The 17,993-nt window shown below is 43.9% G+C and carries 21 protein-coding genes and 1 riboswitch; of the genes, 12 read left to right on the forward strand and 9 right to left on the reverse strand.

Annotated features, from left to right (window positions below):
• Nucleotides 1-16: 16 nt before the first annotated feature.
• From WA279_RS17885 to WA279_RS17895, 3 genes are read right to left on the reverse strand one after another with little or no spacing between them, the layout of a single operon-like run.
• On the reverse strand, nucleotides 17-175 hold the full coding sequence (locus tag WA279_RS17885; RefSeq protein WP_003229069.1) for a DUF1540 domain-containing protein: 159 nt from the start codon (nucleotides 173-175) through the stop codon (nucleotides 17-19).
• A 53-nt stretch (nucleotides 176-228) separates the two neighbouring features.
• On the reverse strand, nucleotides 229-1,269 hold the full coding sequence (locus WA279_RS17890) for a cytochrome d ubiquinol oxidase subunit II (RefSeq protein WP_014477746.1): 1,041 nt from the start codon (nucleotides 1,267-1,269) through the stop codon (nucleotides 229-231).
• 43 nt (nucleotides 1,270-1,312) lie between these two features.
• Nucleotides 1,313-2,644: a cytochrome ubiquinol oxidase subunit I gene (locus tag WA279_RS17895; protein ID WP_003229073.1), complete on the reverse strand. Its 1,332-nt coding sequence runs from the start codon at nucleotides 2,642-2,644 to the stop codon at nucleotides 1,313-1,315.
• Between the two features lie 204 nt (nucleotides 2,645-2,848).
• Here WA279_RS17895 and WA279_RS17900 point away from each other — a divergent pair, with 204 nt between their 5' ends.
• Complete coding sequence (locus WA279_RS17900; RefSeq protein ID WP_003219346.1) at nucleotides 2,849-3,097, forward strand: type B 50S ribosomal protein L31; 249 nt, start codon at nucleotides 2,849-2,851, stop codon at nucleotides 3,095-3,097.
• 93 nt (nucleotides 3,098-3,190) lie between these two features.
• Nucleotides 3,191-3,754 (forward strand): beta-class carbonic anhydrase, encoded by a 564-nt coding sequence (locus WA279_RS17905; RefSeq protein WP_014665093.1) that lies wholly within the window; start codon nucleotides 3,191-3,193, stop codon nucleotides 3,752-3,754.
• Here WA279_RS17905 and yidD read toward each other — a convergent pair.
• Nucleotides 3,751-3,978, reverse strand: coding sequence for a membrane protein insertion efficiency factor YidD (yidD, locus tag WA279_RS17910; RefSeq protein WP_014665092.1), 228 nt, complete (start codon nucleotides 3,976-3,978; stop codon nucleotides 3,751-3,753). The two genes, WA279_RS17905 and yidD, sit on opposite strands and share 4 nt — an antisense overlap.
• 127 nt (nucleotides 3,979-4,105) lie before the next feature.
• On the opposite strand from yidD, the gene WA279_RS17915 reads away from it, so the two are divergent.
• Nucleotides 4,106-4,579 (forward strand): S-ribosylhomocysteine lyase, encoded by a 474-nt coding sequence (locus WA279_RS17915; protein ID WP_003219361.1) that lies wholly within the window; start codon nucleotides 4,106-4,108, stop codon nucleotides 4,577-4,579.
• 119 nt (nucleotides 4,580-4,698) lie between these two features.
• Nucleotides 4,699-5,136 carry a FixH family protein gene (locus tag WA279_RS17920; RefSeq protein ID WP_014477743.1) on the forward strand — a complete coding sequence of 146 codons (438 nt, stop codon included), beginning with the start codon at nucleotides 4,699-4,701 and terminating at the stop codon, nucleotides 5,134-5,136.
• Here WA279_RS17920 and ytzI read toward each other — a convergent pair.
• Nucleotides 5,130-5,270 carry a YtzI protein gene (gene ytzI / locus WA279_RS17925; protein ID WP_003229081.1) on the reverse strand — a complete coding sequence of 47 codons (141 nt, stop codon included), beginning with the start codon at nucleotides 5,268-5,270 and terminating at the stop codon, nucleotides 5,130-5,132. The two genes, WA279_RS17920 and ytzI, sit on opposite strands and share 7 nt — an antisense overlap.
• Before the next feature lie 128 nt (nucleotides 5,271-5,398).
• Between ytzI and WA279_RS17930 the strand changes: the two genes are divergently transcribed.
• The 3 genes from WA279_RS17930 to ytkD all read left to right on the forward strand — a co-directional run bounded on the left by WA279_RS17930 (nucleotide 5,399) and on the right by ytkD (nucleotide 7,080).
• Nucleotides 5,399-5,836 (forward strand): Dps family protein, encoded by a 438-nt coding sequence (locus WA279_RS17930; protein ID WP_003229083.1) that lies wholly within the window; start codon nucleotides 5,399-5,401, stop codon nucleotides 5,834-5,836.
• A gap of 156 nt (nucleotides 5,837-5,992) precedes the next feature.
• On the forward strand, nucleotides 5,993-6,397 hold the full coding sequence (locus tag WA279_RS17935; protein WP_336156193.1) for a phage holin family protein: 405 nt from the start codon (nucleotides 5,993-5,995) through the stop codon (nucleotides 6,395-6,397).
• A 206-nt stretch (nucleotides 6,398-6,603) separates the two neighbouring features.
• Nucleotides 6,604-7,080, forward strand: coding sequence for an RNA deprotection pyrophosphohydrolase (ytkD, locus tag WA279_RS17940; protein WP_003229087.1), 477 nt, complete (start codon nucleotides 6,604-6,606; stop codon nucleotides 7,078-7,080).
• Between the two features lie 26 nt (nucleotides 7,081-7,106).
• On the opposite strand, the gene WA279_RS17945 is transcribed toward ytkD, so the two are convergent.
• The 3 genes from WA279_RS17945 to WA279_RS17955 are packed head-to-tail and all read right to left on the reverse strand — an operon-like array spanning nucleotide 7,107 to nucleotide 9,693.
• Entirely contained in the window at nucleotides 7,107-7,919 is an 813-nt protein-coding gene (locus WA279_RS17945) for an ABC transporter permease (protein WP_014477740.1), read from the reverse strand.
• Nucleotides 7,894-8,676 carry an ABC transporter ATP-binding protein gene (locus WA279_RS17950; protein WP_003229092.1) on the reverse strand — a complete coding sequence of 261 codons (783 nt, stop codon included), beginning with the start codon at nucleotides 8,674-8,676 and terminating at the stop codon, nucleotides 7,894-7,896. The genes WA279_RS17945 and WA279_RS17950 overlap by 26 nt, the downstream gene beginning before the upstream one ends.
• Before the next feature lie 12 nt (nucleotides 8,677-8,688).
• Nucleotides 8,689-9,693 (reverse strand): ABC transporter substrate-binding protein, encoded by a 1,005-nt coding sequence (locus WA279_RS17955; RefSeq protein ID WP_336156195.1) that lies wholly within the window; start codon nucleotides 9,691-9,693, stop codon nucleotides 8,689-8,691.
• 154 nt (nucleotides 9,694-9,847) lie between these two features.
• On the opposite strand from WA279_RS17955, the gene WA279_RS17960 reads away from it, so the two are divergent.
• On the forward strand, nucleotides 9,848-10,621 hold the full coding sequence (locus tag WA279_RS17960; protein WP_336156196.1) for an alpha/beta hydrolase family protein: 774 nt from the start codon (nucleotides 9,848-9,850) through the stop codon (nucleotides 10,619-10,621).
• A 51-nt stretch (nucleotides 10,622-10,672) separates the two neighbouring features.
• On the forward strand, nucleotides 10,673-10,915 hold the full coding sequence (locus WA279_RS17965; RefSeq protein ID WP_004398611.1) for a DUF2584 domain-containing protein: 243 nt from the start codon (nucleotides 10,673-10,675) through the stop codon (nucleotides 10,913-10,915).
• A 38-nt stretch (nucleotides 10,916-10,953) separates the two neighbouring features.
• On the opposite strand, the gene pckA is transcribed toward WA279_RS17965, so the two are convergent.
• The gene (gene pckA / locus WA279_RS17970; RefSeq protein ID WP_014480627.1) at nucleotides 10,954-12,537 is read right to left on the reverse strand and encodes a phosphoenolpyruvate carboxykinase (ATP); all 1,584 of its coding nucleotides are present in this window, start codon (nucleotides 12,535-12,537) and stop codon (nucleotides 10,954-10,956) included.
• A 196-nt stretch (nucleotides 12,538-12,733) separates the two neighbouring features.
• Nucleotides 12,734-12,872, forward strand: a riboswitch (SAM riboswitch).
• A 167-nt stretch (nucleotides 12,873-13,039) separates the two neighbouring features.
• Here pckA and metK point away from each other — a divergent pair.
• The 3 genes from metK to alaP all read left to right on the forward strand — a co-directional run bounded on the left by metK (nucleotide 13,040) and on the right by alaP (nucleotide 17,817).
• Nucleotides 13,040-14,242: a methionine adenosyltransferase gene (metK, locus tag WA279_RS17975; RefSeq protein WP_003229102.1), complete on the forward strand. Its 1,203-nt coding sequence runs from the start codon at nucleotides 13,040-13,042 to the stop codon at nucleotides 14,240-14,242.
• A 149-nt stretch (nucleotides 14,243-14,391) separates the two neighbouring features.
• Complete coding sequence (asnB, locus tag WA279_RS17980) at nucleotides 14,392-16,290, forward strand: asparagine synthase (glutamine-hydrolyzing) (RefSeq protein WP_004398625.1); 1,899 nt, start codon at nucleotides 14,392-14,394, stop codon at nucleotides 16,288-16,290.
• Nucleotides 16,291-16,425: 135 nt separating this feature from the next.
• Nucleotides 16,426-17,817 carry an alanine permease AlaP gene (alaP, locus tag WA279_RS17985; protein WP_024571819.1) on the forward strand — a complete coding sequence of 464 codons (1,392 nt, stop codon included), beginning with the start codon at nucleotides 16,426-16,428 and terminating at the stop codon, nucleotides 17,815-17,817.
• Nucleotides 17,818-17,993 lie beyond the last annotated feature (176 nt).

Here is a 17,993-nt window from a genome sequence, read left to right on the forward strand (position 1 = left end):
CAGCTCTTTCTTTTAATTATAAATCATGCGGCTTAAACGTTTTGCAGTCTGTTTCCCGGCTGTTTTCAGCCGTTTCACCAGTATGGCTGACAACATAAATGGCATCAGCGGTGCATTTGTTACCTTTGCCCCAATAAGAACAGTTGTTGACCTCACATAGAATTTTCTGCTCCATGCCATCCCCTCCTTATAAAGGTTCTGGATTAGTATAGCCGGCTGGCTTGCCCTCTATTCCTCCTGGCGGATATAGCGTTTATCTCGCATAAACATTTTCCAGAAGAAATAAAAGCCCGGAAATAGAATGATAAATGCAACGATATACGTCGCAAACAGCGCCCTGAACGTTGCTGGCTCTGTGAAGCCTGACATGACTGTCACATCAGGATAAATCATATACGGAAGATGCGCCCGCCCGTACGCGTAGCTTGCGAGAAAATACTGTATCCCAATCGCGACAAGTGCAAGCCGCGGTTTTCCAATGTTTTGCCCAAAGCTCTTATTAGGCAGAAAAAGGGCGATTCCAGCAATGACAAATGTAATGAACGATGCAATAATCCAAGTAAAATCATTCAGCATTCCGCTGTACAGCCAGTTAGCTTCATTCCGCATTGTCACCATGATGCATACAGCAAACAACAGTGAAATCGGGCCGGTAATCAGGGCGCTTTTTCTGTAGGCTCGGTACGCATCCTGTTCCTCTGCCACATTTGAAACATCTGCAAGCAGCAGCGAGGACAAAAATAAGGTGCTTAAAATCGCAAACCCGATAAATGAATAGGCGTTGGGGCTTGAAAAGATTTTAGACATATTTAAGTTATAGATTCCATCCGTTTTTTCTATAAACCCTCCGTGTGTCACAGGAAGCACCAAAATTAAAATAGCAGGAATGATAAAGCCGGAGATGCCGGAAATATATCTTAGCGTTTTCCGCTCCTTTGCTGTATTTGAAAAAACGAGAAATCCGCTTCGAATCGCTAAAAGCAGCAAAATCATGCTTCCGGGAATTAATAAAACGGTTCCGAGCACAAATGTCGCGCCGGGGAAAAAACTGAAAAGCGCCACGACGATGGCCACAATAAAGACATTTGTGACCTCCCAAGTCGGGGACAAAAAGCGATTCGCAATATCGGTGGCCTTCATATGCTCCTTGTTTAAATAGATCATAGACCAAAATCCCGCTCCAAAATCCATTGTCGCCATGACGGCGTAAATAAACACAAAGCCCCAGATAATTGAGATGGCGATCAGAGCGTCAGTTGAAATCTCCATTTGTACGATCTTCCTTCCATTTGGTTTCCTGTTTGCGGAGCCATTACGACTCCGCTGTATTTAAATCTTCGTCAACCGGGTGCTTGCGGAAATAATACAGCAGCACGTAGACGACAGCTGCGCCTAACACGGCATAAACAAATGTGAAAAATAAGAACAGCACCCCGATCGAGCCAGTCGTTGTTACGACATCTGACGTTTTCAGCAGATGATAGATGACCCAAGGCTGCCTCCCTGTACATGCGAAAATCCAGCCGAATTCAATGCCGATGAGACTAAAAGGGCCTGCTGTCATGAAAATGACCAAAAGCCACGTTGGGAAACGGTCTTTCTTGAGCACCTTTCTCCAGACCACACCGATAATGGAATAAAGAATTAGCAGCATGCCTACACCGACCATCGCATTAAACAGCGTGTGAATGAAAAGCGGCGGCCATTCATCTCTCGGAAATGCATTTAATCCTTTTACAACAGTGTCAAAACGGTTCGCTGCCAAAAAGCTTAAAGCCCATGGAATCTCGATTGCCCATTTTACTTTTTCTTCATTCGGGTCGGTAAAACCGCCGATAGCGAGCGGGGCGTGGGATCTTGTTTCAAACAGGCCTTCCGCACCGGCTAATTTTTCGGGCTGGTATTCGTACAGCATCTGTGCAGATTCGTGTCCGTTCAAAGCGGTCAGCAATGAAAAAATACCGCCGATCGTCAGTGCGAGCAAAAGGGCTTTCCGGTGAAAGCGATAGACCTTTTCCTTTTTCCTCGTCCGGATCATTTTATACGCCGCAACAGAAGCCACGATAAACGCACCGGTCATAAACGCGGACAGTACGACATGGCCGGCAGTGATAAAAAAGCTAGGATTAAAAAACGCAGCCCACGGGTCAACATCTGTAATTTTTCCGTTTAAAATTTTAAAACCGGCGGGCGTTCCTTCAAAAGCGTGAACATTCGTGATCAGAACAGCGGATGCTGCGGCCCCGACTAACACAAAGAAAACAGCAACAATCCTCATTGCAGGTGATAAGCGGTCTGCTGCGTATACATAAATCGACATGAAAAGGGCTTCAACAAAAAAAGCATAGATTTCAATTTGAAACGGCAGGGACATGACCCGGCCGATGACTTCCATAAATCCCGGCCATAAAAGCGCGAGCTGAGTGCCCGCGATCGTTCCGGTCGGTATGGCGACTCCCAGTAAAACGGCTTGTGCTTTCGTCCACCTTTTCGCCATGATCGCATAATGGTCATCTTTCGTTTTTTGATAGATCAATTCCGCCACTAAAATCATGAGCGGCAGACCGACTCCAAGCGTTGCGAAAATGATATGAAAGCCCATTGTCGTGCCAAAAAGGCTTCTGGCCAAAACTAAATCATCCACAATCGTAAACCACCTTTCTCAAATGACGTTCTTTATGTATTTTAGGTTTATTATTTGCTTCCTCGGTTAGATTATTCTTCCTATTCTTAAATGCCATGAGTTTACGATGAAAGAACAGAGGGAAGGATGTAAGAAGATTGACAAAACGTTTGTGACGTTATAAAATAAAACGTAATTATTACGATTTGATGAAAGGAGATACGCATGAAAGAAGGAATTCATCCAAAGAACCACAAAGTGATATTTCAGGATGTCAACAGCGGCTACCGTTTTCTAAGCACCTCTACTAAAACATCTAATGAAACAGCAGAGTGGGAAGACGGCAACACATATCCCGTCATTAAAGTAGAAGTAAGCTCTGACACGCATCCGTTTTATACAGGCCGCCAGAAATTCAATGAAAAAGGCGGACGAGTTGAGCAGTTCAAAAAACGCTATAACATGGGGAAATAAGGCAGACCTGAGGGTTTGTCTTTTTTTATTATGACGAATAAACAAGTGTTGTGATATATTGAAGAGTAAAAAGAATAGAAAGGGACAACGAACATGAGTCTTCTAAATGATATTCTCGAATTTAACAAGACATTTACTGAACAAAGAGAGTATGAAAAGTATAAAACGTCAAAATTCCCCGATAAAAAAATGGCGATTCTTTCTTGCATGGACACTCGTCTGGTTGAACTGCTGCCGCATTCAATGAATATGCGAAACGGCGATGTGAAAATCATTAAAAGTGCCGGTGCGCTTGTGACACACCCATTCGGAAGCATCATGAGAAGTTTACTCGTCGCAGTGTACGAGCTGAACGCCGATGAGGTATGTGTGATCGGACATCACGATTGCGGCATGAGCAAAATCAGCAGCGAAAGCATGCTTGATAGAATCAAAGAAAGAGGAATTCCGGAAGAACGCATCGAAACATTAAAGTACTCCGGTGTTGATTTTGATCAATGGTTTAAAAGCTTTGATTCAGTAGAAGCAAGCGTGAAAGACAGCGTAGAAGTCATTAAACATCATCCGCTGTTCCCGGAAAACGTTCCAGTCCACGGCTTGGTTATTGATCCTGACACAGGAAAACTGGATCTTGTCGTAAATGGCTATAACGCTTAATGTTTGTGTTTCTTTTCAGGAACGGGATCGACCCCTCCCGGATGGAACGGGTGGCATTTCAAAATCCGTTTGATTGTCAGCCAGCCGCCTTTTAAAGCCCCATGTGTTTTAATCGCTTCGATTCCATATTGGGAACAGGTCGGATAAAAGCGGCACGTTGGCGGTGTCAGGGGCGAGATGAATTTTTGATATCCTCTGATCAGAGCGATGAATAGGGTTTTCATGTTTCTTCAGCAACCTTTCTGATGCAAGTATAAGAAAAAAAACACAGATTGAAAAGTTAATCAATAATTCTTATCGGAAAAGTATGTTATAATGAAATTACATTTTTAAAAAAGGGAGAGTGCCATTATGCCTTCAGTAGAAAGTTTTGAGCTTGATCATAATGCGGTTGTTGCTCCATATGTAAGACATTGCGGCGTGCATAAAGTGGGAACAGACGGCGTTGTAAATAAATTTGACATTCGTTTTTGCCAGCCAAATAAACAGGCGATGAAGCCTGACACCATTCACACACTCGAGCATTTGCTCGCGTTTACGATTCGTTCTCACGCTGAGAAATACGATCATTTTGATATCATTGATATTTCTCCAATGGGCTGCCAGACAGGCTATTATCTAGTTGTGAGCGGAGAGCCGACATCAGCGGAAATCGTTGATCTGCTTGAAGACACAATGAAGGAAGCGGTAGAGATTACAGAAATACCAGCTGCGAATGAAAAGCAGTGCGGCCAAGCGAAGCTTCATGATCTGGAAGGCGCTAAACGTTTAATGCGTTTCTGGCTTTCACAGGATAAAGAAGAATTGCTAAAAGTATTTGGCTAAAATAGAAAGGACCTTTTTGCGCATAAGCAAAAAGGTCTTTTTTGTGACGTCTCATATTTTATGTACCATTTGCTGTAAGCGTTTGCTACTATTTAGGTAAACGATGAAAGGGTGATGGCATGAAAAAGATGTTGGTTGTTCTGCTTTTTTCTGCTTTATTGCTTAATGGATGCGGATCTGGTGAAAGCAAAGCAAATACAGCTGAGACGCCCGAGGTTTTGGATGTCAAGCTGACCGGGCCTGAAAAAGTAAATCCCGGAGAAAGCGCTGCTTATGAAGCAGCCGTATCATATGGTGATGAAGCTGTGACGGATGCCGATGAAGTAGAGTTTGAAGTATGGAAAGAAGGGGAAAAAGACGCAAGCCAAATGTTTAAGGCGAAACAAGAAAAAGGCGTATACCGATTGGAAACGACGTTTAAGGAAGATGGTGTATACACTGTCCAATCCCATGTCACAGCAAAAAAACAGCATAGCATGCCGACCTTAAAAGTCCAAGTCGGAGACGCCGATGCTGCCAGCAATCAGTCAGAAGAGGAGCATTCACATCATCATTGATTGTGTGAATCAGAGTGATTTTCTTGTGGTGGATCAATGGTATGCTTTACATTATAGGCTTTTACAGTCGTCCAAATGGTTACAAGCAAAACAGCCAGCACAATCAAAATACTTATCGTAATGAGAAGCGTCATGACATTCCACCTCCCGTTTTTTAACAATTGTAGCATAATAGAAGAAATCGTGACAGATAAGGGTAAAAAAGAGGTTTTAGCGTACGATATTAAGGGTATACATAGTCATATAACAAGGAGGAGATACCATGTCAGAACAATTGATTCAAGCAGTGAACAAACAAGTAGCCAACTGGACGGTCATGTATGTGAAACTACATAATTATCACTGGTATGTGAAAGGAAAAGATTTCTTCACTCTTCATGAAAAGTTTGAGGAGCTGTACAACGAAACGGCAACTTATATTGATGACTTAGCAGAACGTCTTTTGGCGCTGAACGGAAAACCGATTGCAACAATGAAGGAATCTTTAGAAACGGCTTCTGTCAAAGAGGCGGCTGGAAATGAAACGGCTGAACAAATGGTTCAAAGCGTATATGATGATTTCACAGTCATCGCGGAAGAGCTGAAAAACGGCATGGATTTAGCTGATGAAGTCGGTGACGAAACAACAGGGGACATGCTTCTTGCGATCCATCAAAATATTGAAAAACATAACTGGATGCTAAAAGCTTACCTAGGGTAAAAGAACGGCCGGATGTCTTAAAAAAGACGTCCGGCTTTTCTTTTTGTATCTGAAAAATAGGCGACAACCAGTCCATTTTTCTGAAAAATCCAATCCGGTCGGCTTGTTTTCCATAGAATATCGTAAGGCCGTTTCTGTGAAAGGATGTTGGGATAAATGGGTAGAGACTTTGGCATCTTTTCGTTTTTAGCAGTCAGCGTTTCAGCAGCGGGTTTTTTCTTTGGAGGTTTTCAGTATTCATTTCTGATTTTGCTCTCTCTTATGGCAATTGAATTTATCAGTACGACTTTGAAGGAAACCATTATTCACAAACTGTCATTTAAAAAGGTATTTGCCCGGCTTGTCAAAAAATTAGTCACGCTGGCTCTGATCTCTGTATGCCACTTTTTTGATCAGCTGCTGAATACACAGGGATCAATTCGTGACTTGGCTATTATGTTTTATATTCTTTATGAATCTGTGCAAATTGTTGTGACAGCCAGTTCTCTTGGCATACCGGTTCCTCAGATGCTTGTCGATCTTTTAGAAACGTTAAAAAATAAATTTAAGCGCAAACCGTAACTTTTCCCTGTTCGCGGGTCATAATAAAGCCCAGAGCGTCGGTCACACTTTCCGGCAAAAGTATCGCAAAAAAACTGTACGAGCTAGTCTGCATGCAGAACCTGACGGCGTACTGGGTCCCTTATTTTTTGATAAAAGGCTTCCGAAGAAACGTAACTGTGGTATGATGTATGGAAGATAGCTAGGAACGGATTTGAGGGATAAACATGTACGAGTTTAAAGATTATTATCAGAATACTGTTCAGCTTTCCTTTGACGATCAGCCTTTCTCGGACAGCCCGAAGCATGTCTGGGTGATTTGCCGTTTTGGCGGCAAATGGCTTTTAACAGAACATGAGGACAGAGGCTATGAGTTTCCAGGCGGGAAAGTAGAACCGATGGAGTGCGCAGAAGAGGCTGCGCTCCGGGAAGTAAAGGAAGAGACGGGCGCGAGAGTCAAAAGCCTCAAGTATCTCGGACAGTATAAAGTTCTCGGAAAAGAAAAAGTGATTGTGAAAAATATATATTTTGCAGATATAGAAAAGCTTGAAAAGCAGGCTGATTACTTTGAAACGAAAGGCCCGGTTTTGTTTCACGAGCTGCCGGAGAACCTTTCCCGCAATAAAAAATTCAGCTTTATTATGAAGGATTCCGTTCTTCCGATCAGTTTGAAAAAACTGAAAGAATCTGGATGGATTGAATAAAAAACCCGGCATATATGCCGGGTTTTTTATGTCCTCCCCTTCGTCCATTTCTTTTCCAGCAGCTCGACGCCCTGATACATCAGAGTGGCGAAGATGGCGATGATCAGCAGGCTTAAGAAGACGAGTGTAAAATTGAAGACTTGGAATCCGTAAATAATCATATATCCTAATCCGACCTTCGAAACGAGGAATTCCCCTACAATGACGCCAACCCATGATAAACCGACGTTCACTTTTAGTGTTGAAATAATCGCGGGGGAGGATGCAGGCAGTATGACTTCTTTAAAAATAACCCACTTTTTTGCGCCGAATGTTTTCATGACTTTCGTATAGTTTTCGTCGACCTCTTGGAAGGCGGTGTAGACAACGATGGTTGTGATAATGACGCTGATGATGGCTCCCATCGCAATGATGCTGATAAAACTGGGACCGAGCGCGACAATCAGGATCGGGCCCAGGGCCACTTTCGGCATTGCATTCAAAATCACAAGATACGGATCTAAAATTCTGGCAAGTCGGTTAGACCACCATAACAAAGCGGCGAGGCACGTGCCCATAAACGTCCCAAGCAAAAAGCCAAGCACCGTTTCAAATAAAGTGACGCCGATGTGTGACAGTAAAGAACCGTCACCAAGTTTCTCCAGCAATAATCGCCACACAGCTGAGGGAGAGCTGAAGATCAGCGGATCGATCCAGCCCTGCCTGCTGGAGGTTTCCCAGCCCGAGAAAAAGAGAATAAATATGGCAAGCTGAAAGGAATGGACCTTCCACTTTTCCTTTTTCTGTTTGAATTGATACTGCTCGTGAAGCAGATCAATGGTTTCTTTGCTGTTTCTCAAGAGAATTCAGCTCCTTCCATATCGTTTGAAACAGTGTCTGGAAGGAAGGTTCCTGACGGGCGTCAAAAGGCAACATCGCGGCCAATTCCTTAGGAATGGTAAAAATCTGATGGATGGTGCCCGGCTGATTTGAAAATAAAAAGATCGTATCGCTCATTGCTATCGCTTCCCCTATATCATGAGTGACAAGCACTGCTGTTTTTTGGTATTCCTTTAATGTGCGGAATACCAGGTTTTCCAAAGACAGCTTTGTCTGAAAATCAAGCGCGGAAAATGGCTCATCCAGCAAAAGCAGACTAGGGTTAGGCGCAAGTGTTCTTGCAAGAGCAGCCCGCTGGCGCATCCCGCCTGACAGCTCTTTCGGATATTTTTTCTCCACATCTATGAGGCCGAACTCCGGCAATAGACCGAGTGCAGCGGCTTTGCTTTCTTCTGTCAGCGTGTCGGCGATTTTTAAACCGAGAAGCACATTTTCCTCGATAGATTTCCAGGGAAATAAGTAATCCTGCTGAAGCATATAGCCAATATTATGTTCTTTTTGATTCGGCTCACGGCCTTCAATCAGAACTCTGCCTTCTGATGGCTCAATCAAACCGGCAATAATGGAAAGCAGTGTTGTTTTTCCGCAGCCGCTTGGGCCGAGAAATGAGATGAAATCACCTTTTTCGGCATCGAAATGAATATCCCGCACAGCCGTTGTTTTTTCTTTAATAGAAAAATAAGTATGGGTTACATGGTCGACATGTAAGAAAGACATAGATGGCGCCTCCTATTTCTCCGAGGTGACTTTTTCAGCAATATGTTTATTTACAAGCTGATTGTATGGAATGTGCTTCGGCAGTTCTCCCGATTGATCCATAATGGTTTGGAGAAGCTCCCATTCTTTTTCGTTAAGCAGAGGGTCTGGCGAATATGAATGCTGTTTTTTATAGCGTTCAATGGATGTTTCGATGACGTCTGGGTCGGTATCATCAAATTCATCTTTAATGGCATCTGTGATGTCCTTCGCAGAATGATTTTCAACCCACTGCTGCGCCTTATAAATGGCTTTTGTAAACTTGACGGCTGTGTCTTCATTTTTCTTCAAATAGCTTTTTTTCGCCATAAAAGTCGTATAAGGAACCTCTCCTGATTCTTCTCCGAATGAAGCCACGATATGGCCGATGCCTTTTTTCTCAAAGAGAGAAGCCTGCGGTTCAAAGAGCTGTACATACTCACCGGTTCCAGAAGCAAACGCATTGGCAATATTGGCGAAGTCTATGTTCTGGATGAGGTCTATATCCTTATGCGGGTCAATCTTATGTTTGTTCAGTACATACTCGCCGACCATTTGCGGCATGCCGCCTTTTCGCTGACCGAGAAACGTTTTTCCTTTCAGCTGATCCCAGTCGAAGTGTTCAACATCTTCTCTCGCGACAAGAAACGTTCCGTCTGTCTGAGTCAGCTGGGCGAAATTAATGACGGGATCTTTAGCCCCTTGCGCTTCGACATAAATAGATGTTTCTGACCCGACAAGCGCGATGTCGGAGCCGTTGGAAAGAAGCGATGTCATCGTTTTGTCTCCGCCCCAGGTCGTATTCACATCGACATCAAGCCCTTCTTCCTTAAAAAAACCTTTAGACTCAGCAACATATAAAGGTGCGTAAAAAATTGAATGGGTCACTTCAGCTACTTTGACTTTTGTGAGCGTTTCTTCCTGCTTGCAAGCCGCCAGGGCGAACATCAGAAAGATACTGCCGACACAGGCGAAGCCCAGCCTTAACCATCTGTTCACATAGACAACCTCCTTATTTCGCATCAAGTTAATATCCTTTTTTGCTTTACATATCGTATGATGGGTATAAAAATGTGTGAATGCCTAACCAGGTTCTCCGGATGTAATTTTGGAGTAAGGAAAGCATATAGAAAAAAAAAAGGAGGCGGCTGTTTTGATTGTAGAGAAAAGAAGATTTCCGTCGCCAAGCCAGCATGTGCGTTTGTATACGATCTGCTATCTGTCAAATGGATTACGGGTTAAGGGGCTTCTGGCTGAGCCGGCGGAACCGGGACAATATGACGGATTTTTATATTTGCGCGGCGGGATTAAAAGCGTGGGCATGGTTCGGCCGGGCCGGATTATCCAGTTTGCATCCCAAGGGTTTGTGGTGTTTGCTCCTTTTTACAGAGGCAATCAAGGAGGAGAAGGCAATGAGGATTTTGCCGGAGAAGACAGGGAGGATGCATTTTCTGCTTTTCGCCTGCTTCAGCAGCACCCAAATGTCAAGAAGGATAGAATCCACATCTTCGGTTTTTCCCGCGGTGGAATTATGGGAATGCTCACTGCGATCGAAATGGGCGGGCAGGCAGCTTCATTTGTTTCCTGGGGAGGCGTCAGTGATATGATTCTTACATACGAGGAGCGGCAGGATTTGCGGCGAATGATGAAAAGAGTCATCGGCGGAACACCGAAAAAGGTGCCTGAGGAATATCAATGGAGGACACCGTTTGACCAAGTAAACAAAATTCAGGCTCCCGTGCTGTTAATCCATGGAGAAAAAGACCAAAATGTTTCGATTCAGCATTCCTATTTATTAGAAGAGAAGCTAAAACAACTGCATAAGTCGGTGGAGACGTGGTACTACAGTACATTCACACATTATTTCCCGCCAAAAGAAAACCGGCGTATCGTGCGGCAGCTCACACAATGGATGAAAAACCGCTGACAGTGAAATATGTTATGATAAAGAAAAAAGAGAACGAAAGGGGATTTCACTTTGGGAATGCCTGTTGAATTTAATACACTGATTGTGACAAAAGGAAAAGAAGTTCGCATAGATGAAAATATATTCACGTTAGAGAAGGACGGATACCGAGTATATCCGATGGAGATTCCAATGGATGTACGCAAAACAAAGTTTGGCGAAAAGTCAGGCACAGCTGAAGTGCAGAAGCTTCAATGGGAAGAAGGCCGGACCATCATTACATACAAGCTGACTTCTTTGCATTCCGTCAATTAAAACAAGCCAAGAGCACAATTGCTCTTGGCTTTTGTTTTTTATACGAGAGGGCCGCCTGCCTGGGCGATGGCATCGGTATGTGCGAACTTTTTAAAGTTCTCTTTGAATTCATTTGCAAGGTAGACTGCTTTTTCTTTGTATTCTTCCTTGTTGGTCCACGTGTTTTCAGGCTGAAGGATATGATCAGGAACGCCAGGAACATGGGCCGGAATGTGCAGGCCGAAAATATCGTCAGTTATCATTTCAGCATCCTCTAATTTGCCTTCAATCGCTGCTTTGACCATTGCTCTCGTGTAAGAAAGCTTCATTCGTTCGCCTGTGCCGTAGCCGCCCCCGGTCCAGCCGGTATTGACTAAGAAAACGTCTGCGCCGTGTTCATCGATCTTTTTGCCGAGCATTTCAGCATAGACGTGAGCAGGAAGCGGCAGGAACGGTGAGCCGAAGCATGTAGAAAACGTCGTTTCAGGAGACGTGACACCACGTTCGGTTCCGGCAAGCTTACTCGTGTAACCGCTCAAGAAATGGTACATCGCCTGCTCCTTCGTTAGTTTGCTGATCGGCGGCAGGACTCCGAAGGCATCAGCCGTCAAAAATACAATTGCTGACGGATGGCCGGCCATGCTTGGAGTCACGATGTTGTCAATCATATGAATCGGGTAAGCTGCCCGCGTGTTTTCAGTATAGAAGGAATCATCATAATTGGCTTCGCGTGTATCTTCATCCACAACGACATTTTCGAGAACAGACCCGAAGCGGATCGCGTTAAAGATTTGCGGCTCCTTTTCCTCGCTTAAATGAATGCACTTAGCGTAGCACCCGCCTTCAATATTAAAGACGCCTGTATCAGACCAGCCATGTTCATCGTCACCGATCAGCTTGCGGTCAGCATCTGCCGACAGGGTGGTCTTGCCTGTTCCTGACAGTCCGAAGAAAAGGGCGACATCGCCTTTTTCACCGACATTGGCGGAGCAGTGCATAGATAAAATATCTCTTTCAGGCAGCAGGAAATTCATAATGGAGAAAATGGACTTCTTCATTTCACCGGCATACTCAGTTCCGCCGATTAAGATCGTCCGCTTTTCGAAAGAGACAATAATAAACGTTTCGGAATGAGTGCCGTCTGTTTTTGGATCCGCTTTGAAATGCGGAGCAGAAAGAATGGTGAACGGCTGCTCAACTGTTTTCTTATCATTTCCTTCCGGACGGATAAACAGCTGCCGCGCAAATAAATTGTGCCATGCGAACTCATTTACGACAGTGATTGGCAGCCTGTATTTCTCGTCTGCTCCGGCAAATCCTTCGAAAACAAACAGTTCATCTCGCTCCTTTAAATAGCTGACAACTTTCGTGTACAGCCGCTCAAACGCTTCTTCTGAAATCGGCTGATTCACCGGGCCCCAATCGATCTTATTTTTCGTGCTTTCTTCCTCCACGATGAATTTATCTTTAGGTGAGCGTCCTGTGTAAGCGCCTGTTGTCGCGCGAACAGCACCTGTGGATGTTAAAATGCCTTCGTTTCGGGAGAGGACTTTTTCTGTTAGCTGTGCTGCAGATAAATTATGACGCACATTTGGACATGTTAATAAGGCTTGTAAATCAGCGGTCAAATCAACTGAGTTCATATGAAACCTTCCTTTATCGTTTTTTGTGTTTTGCTAATTGTGAATTAGTATAACATATATTTTCAAATAGTCTATACTATTTATTATTTTTTGTGTGTGCATTTCCATTGTTTTCCCTCAATATAGGTGCCTATTTCTTCTGAATCATATTGACATTGCAAACCCTTTTACGATAAGATATTTCATTGAGCGGATACTCTTATCCCGAGCTGGCGGAGGGACAGGCCCTATGAAGCCCAGCAACCGGTTTCTCTGTTATTTATTATGTTCAACTGAGTGAGACAACCAAGGTGCTAACCTGTTGCAAGGTTGTATGATTCCTTGAGCGATAAGAGTGAAAGGCACAAAGACCAAACCCTTTCCTCGATGGAAAAGGTTTTTTTATTTCATAAATATGCCAATTAACATTCTCTAATATAACTGTACATTGTATAAGAGGGAGCGAGTTCCGTATCATATATACAAGGTCTTTCGGGAGGCCTTGTGCAGGAGGAAGCAAATCATGAGTAAAAATCGTCGTTTATTTACATCAGAATCTGTTACGGAGGGGCATCCGGATAAAATCTGTGACCAGATTTCTGACAGCATTTTAGATGAAATTTTAAAGAAAGACCCTAACGCGCGTGTTGCTTGTGAAACATCTGTGACAACAGGTTTGGTTCTTGTAAGCGGAGAGATCACAACTTCTACGTATGTTGACATTCCGAAAACGGTTCGCCAAACCATTAAAGAAATCGGATACACACGTGCAAAATACGGATTTGATGCGGAAACTTGTGCGGTTTTAACATCAATTGATGAGCAGTCTGCTGATATCGCGATGGGCGTAGACCAAGCGCTTGAAGCCCGTGAAGGCACAATGAGCGACGAAGAAATTGAAGCGATTGGTGCGGGTGACCAAGGATTAATGTTCGGTTATGCGTGCAACGAAACGAAAGAGCTTATGCCTCTTCCAATTTCACTTGCCCATAAATTAGCCCGCCGCCTAAGTGAAGTCCGTAAAGAAGATATTCTTCCGTACCTTCGCCCTGACGGCAAAACACAGGTAACGGTTGAGTACGATGAAAATAACAAACCAGTCCGCATTGACGCGATTGTTATTTCAACTCAGCATCACCCTGAAATTACACTTGAACAAATTCAGCGCAACATTAAAGAACATGTCATCAATCCGGTTGTTCCTGAAGAGCTGATTGATGAAGAAACAAAATATTTCATCAACCCTACAGGACGTTTCGTAATCGGAGGCCCTCAAGGGGATGCGGGACTTACAGGACGCAAAATCATCGTTGATACGTACGGCGGCTATGCACGCCACGGCGGAGGCGCGTTCTCAGGTAAGGACGCGACAAAGGTAGACCGTTCTGCAGCTTATGCGGCAAGATACGTTGCGAAAAACATCGTTGCGGCTGAGCTTGCTGATTCTTGCGAAGTACAGCTTGCTTACGCGATCGGTGTTGCACAGCCTGTGTCAATCTCAATCAACACATTCGGTTCCGGAAAAGCTTCTGAGGAAAAACTGATTGAAGTTGTTCGCAATAACTTTGATTTACGACCTGCCGGCATTATCAAAATGCTTGATTTGCGCCGTCCGATCTACAAACAAACTGCTGCGTACGGCCACTTTGGACGTCACGATGTTGACCTTCCATGGGAGCGCACAGACAAAGCGGAGCAGCTGCGTAAAGAAGCGTTAGGAGAATAATTTTATAGCCGCTTACTGGTTAAGCGGCTTTCCCTTTTTTATCGTTGTATTCATGTTTATTTTTTTACATAACTGTGAAACCAAATACTATTCACAGCGTCTATAAATAGGGGTTCAATGATGACAATTTTAATTATGGAGGCAATACTATGTGTGGATTTGTCGGGGTTTTTAACAAGCATCCGTTAGCTCAAACCGCTGATCAAGAAGAACTAATCAAACAAATGAACCAAATGATCGTTCACCGCGGTCCTGACAGTGATGGATATTTCCATGATGAGCACGTCGGCTTCGGATTCAGACGGCTCAGCATTATTGATGTAGAAAATGGCGGACAGCCTTTATCATATGAAGATGAAACATATTGGATTATCTTTAACGGAGAAATCTATAACTATATCGAACTGAGAGAAGAACTTGAAGCAAAGGGGTACACATTCAACACGGATTCGGACACAGAGGTTCTTCTTGCGACTTACCGTCACTATAAAGAAGAAGCGGCGTCCAAACTGCGCGGTATGTTTGCCTTTCTGATTTGGAATAAAAACGATCATGTGCTTTATGGGGCAAGAGATCCATTCGGCATAAAACCGTTGTACTACACAACGATCAATGATCAGGTTTATTTTGCCTCAGAGAGAAAAAGTTTAATGGTTGCTCAGAATGATATTGAAATAGATAAAGAGGCATTGCAACAGTACATGTCTTTCCAATTTGTTCCTGAACCAAGCACGCTTGATGCCCATGTGAAAAAAGTAGAGCCGGGTTCACAATTCACAATCCGCCCGGACGGCGATATCACATTCAAAACGTATTTCAAAGCGAACTTCAAGCCGGTTCAGACTGAAGAAGACAAGCTTGTGAAAGAAGTCAGAGACGCGATCTATGACTCTGTAAACGTTCATATGAGAAGTGACGTTCCTGTCGGTTCGTTCCTGTCTGGCGGGATTGATTCTTCCTTTATTGTGTCTGTTGCGAAGGAATTTCATCCAAGCTTAAAAACATTCTCTGTCGGCTTTGAACAGCAGGGCTTCAGTGAGGTTGATGTAGCGAAAGAAACGGCAGCGGCACTGGGCATTGAAAATATCAGCAAAGTCATTTCGCCTGAGGAATACATGAATGAGCTTCCGAAGATCGTATGGCATTTTGATGACCCGCTTGCTGATCCGGCAGCGATTCCGTTGTACTTTGTTGCAAAAGAAGCAAAAAAACATGTAACGGTTGCTTTATCAGGTGAAGGAGCGGATGAGCTCTTCGGCGGATATAACATTTACCGTGAGCCGCTTTCGCTTAAACCGTTTGAACGCATTCCGTCCGGCCTGAAAAAGATGCTTCTGCACGTTGCTGCCGTTATGCCTGAAGGTATGAGAGGAAAGAGCCTGCTTGAGCGCGGCTGTACTCCGCTTCAGGATCGTTATATCGGTAACGCGAAAATCTTTGAAGAGTCTGTCAAAAAGCAGCTGTTGAAGCATTATAATCCGAACCTTTCATATCGCGATGTGACGAAGACTTACTTTACAGAAAGCAGCTCGTACAGCGATATCAACAAAATGCAGTATGTCGATATCCACACTTGGATGCGCGGCGACATTTTGTTAAAGGCGGATAAAATGACGATGGCGAATTCTTTGGAACTGCGTGTGCCATTCTTGGATAAAGTCGTATTCGACGTCGCTTCAAAAATTCCTGATGAGCTGAAAACGAAGAACGGCACGACGAAGTATCTTCTTCGCAAAGCCGCTGAAGGAATTGTGCCTGAGCACGTATTAAACCGCAAAAAGCTTGGTTTCCCTGTACCGATCCGTCATTGGCTGAAAAACGAAATGAACGAATGGGTGCGGAATATTATTCAGGAAAGCCAAACGGATGCTTATATCCATAAGGATTATGTCCTTCAGCTTCTTGAAGACCATTGTGCGGACAAGGCTGATAACAGCCGTAAAATCTGGACTGTACTGATCTTTATGATCTGGCACAGCATCAATATTGAAAAACGGTATATGCCTGAAGAGCTGAGCCATCAGCCTAAAGAAGTCATCTTTGTGTAACATACAACAAGGCTTTCGAGTAGTCGAAAGCCTTGTTGTTATCCTTTTATTTCTCCATCATCATGGGTTTACCCAATTCATACGGAATATTCAGAAAAATGATTTAATGATATTTTTTTCTAGGGGAGAAGAAGCATGCAAAAACAAAAACAAGAGCTGCACCGCGGACTCGAAGAAAGGCATATTTCTTTAATGTCTTTAGGAGCTGCTATAGGAGTAGGGTTGTTTCTCGGCTCCGCATCAGCTATTCAATTAGCAGGGCCTGGTATTTTGGTAGCGTATGCCGCAAGCGGCCTGGTCATGTTTTTTATTATGAGAGCGCTTGGGGAAATGGCCATTCAAAAACCGGTCGCAGGCTCTTTCAGCAGGTATGCGCGTGATTATTTGGGACCGCTTGCAGGCTATTTAACAGGGTGGAACTACTGGTTTTTATGGGTTGTCACCTGTATGGCCGAAATCACTGCTGTCGGCATCTATATGGGGTTCTGGTTTCCGGACGTGCCAAACTGGATTTGGGCATTATCGGCGCTGGTCATTATGACGGGTGTTAATTTCCTGGCTGTCAAAGCTTACGGCGAGCTGGAATTTTGGTTCGCATTGATTAAAATTGTAGCGATCTTATCCATGATTGCTGTCGGTTTATTGATGATTATTGCAGGAGTCGGCAATGGGGGCATTGCAACCGGAATCAGCAATTTGTGGAACAACGGTGGATTTTTCCCTCATGGAATAAAAGGGGTTTTATTGTCACTTCAAATGGTGATGTTCGCCTATTTAGGGATTGAAATGATCGGGGTGACGGCTGGCGAGGTGAAAAACCCGCAAAAATCGTTAGCCAAAGCAATTGATACAGTATTTTGGCGGATTTTGATTTTTTATGTAGGCGCTTTATTCGTCATTATGTCTATTTATCCGTGGCAGGAAATTGGCTCTCAAGGAAGCCCATTTGTTCTCACGTTCCAAAAAGTGGGCATTCCATCAGCTGCAGGCATCATTAACTTTGTCGTGTTGACAGCCGCGCTGTCTTCATGCAACAGCGGTATTTTCAGCACAGGGCGGATGCTGTTTAACTTGGCGGAACAGAAAGAGGCGCCACAAGCATATGGTCAGCTGACGAAAGGCGGCATCCCGGGTAAAGCTGTTCTGGCTTCAGCGGGCGCTTTATTAGTCGGAGTGCTGTTAAACTATGTTGTCCCTGCGAAGGTATTTACTTGGGTTACAAGTATTGCGACGTTCGGAGCGATTTGGACGTGGGCAATCATTTTGCTTTCTCAAATAAAATACAGGAAAAGTTTGAAGCCGGAAGAAAAGAAACAATTAAAGTACAAAATGCCTTTATTTCCGTTTACGTCTTATGTGTCATTGGCATTTCTAGCATTCGTCGTCATTCTTATGGCTTACAGCCCTGATACAAGAGTAGCCGTGATTATCGGGCCGATATGGTTTCTCATCTTGCTGGCTGTGTACTATGGAAAAGGGTTTCATAAAAAAAATGCAGCTGCTGCCAGCGAACGAAATATCAGCTGACAAAAAGAGCTCCCAGTGGGCTCTTTTTGTGTGTGCTCATAGAAAATAGAGAACAGGAAAGAATAGGTATGTGTTTTTGCAGAGGCTGTTTATAGTTTTGTGATAAGATAAAAGTCATACGTTTCATGCTATATGTGAACGTTTTATGGAAAAATCGAAACCCGAACTGTTATGAC

This window comes from Bacillus sp. 204(2023), from assembly GCF_037027505.1.
GTDB lineage: Bacteria > Bacillota > Bacilli > Bacillales > Bacillaceae > Bacillus > Bacillus subtilis.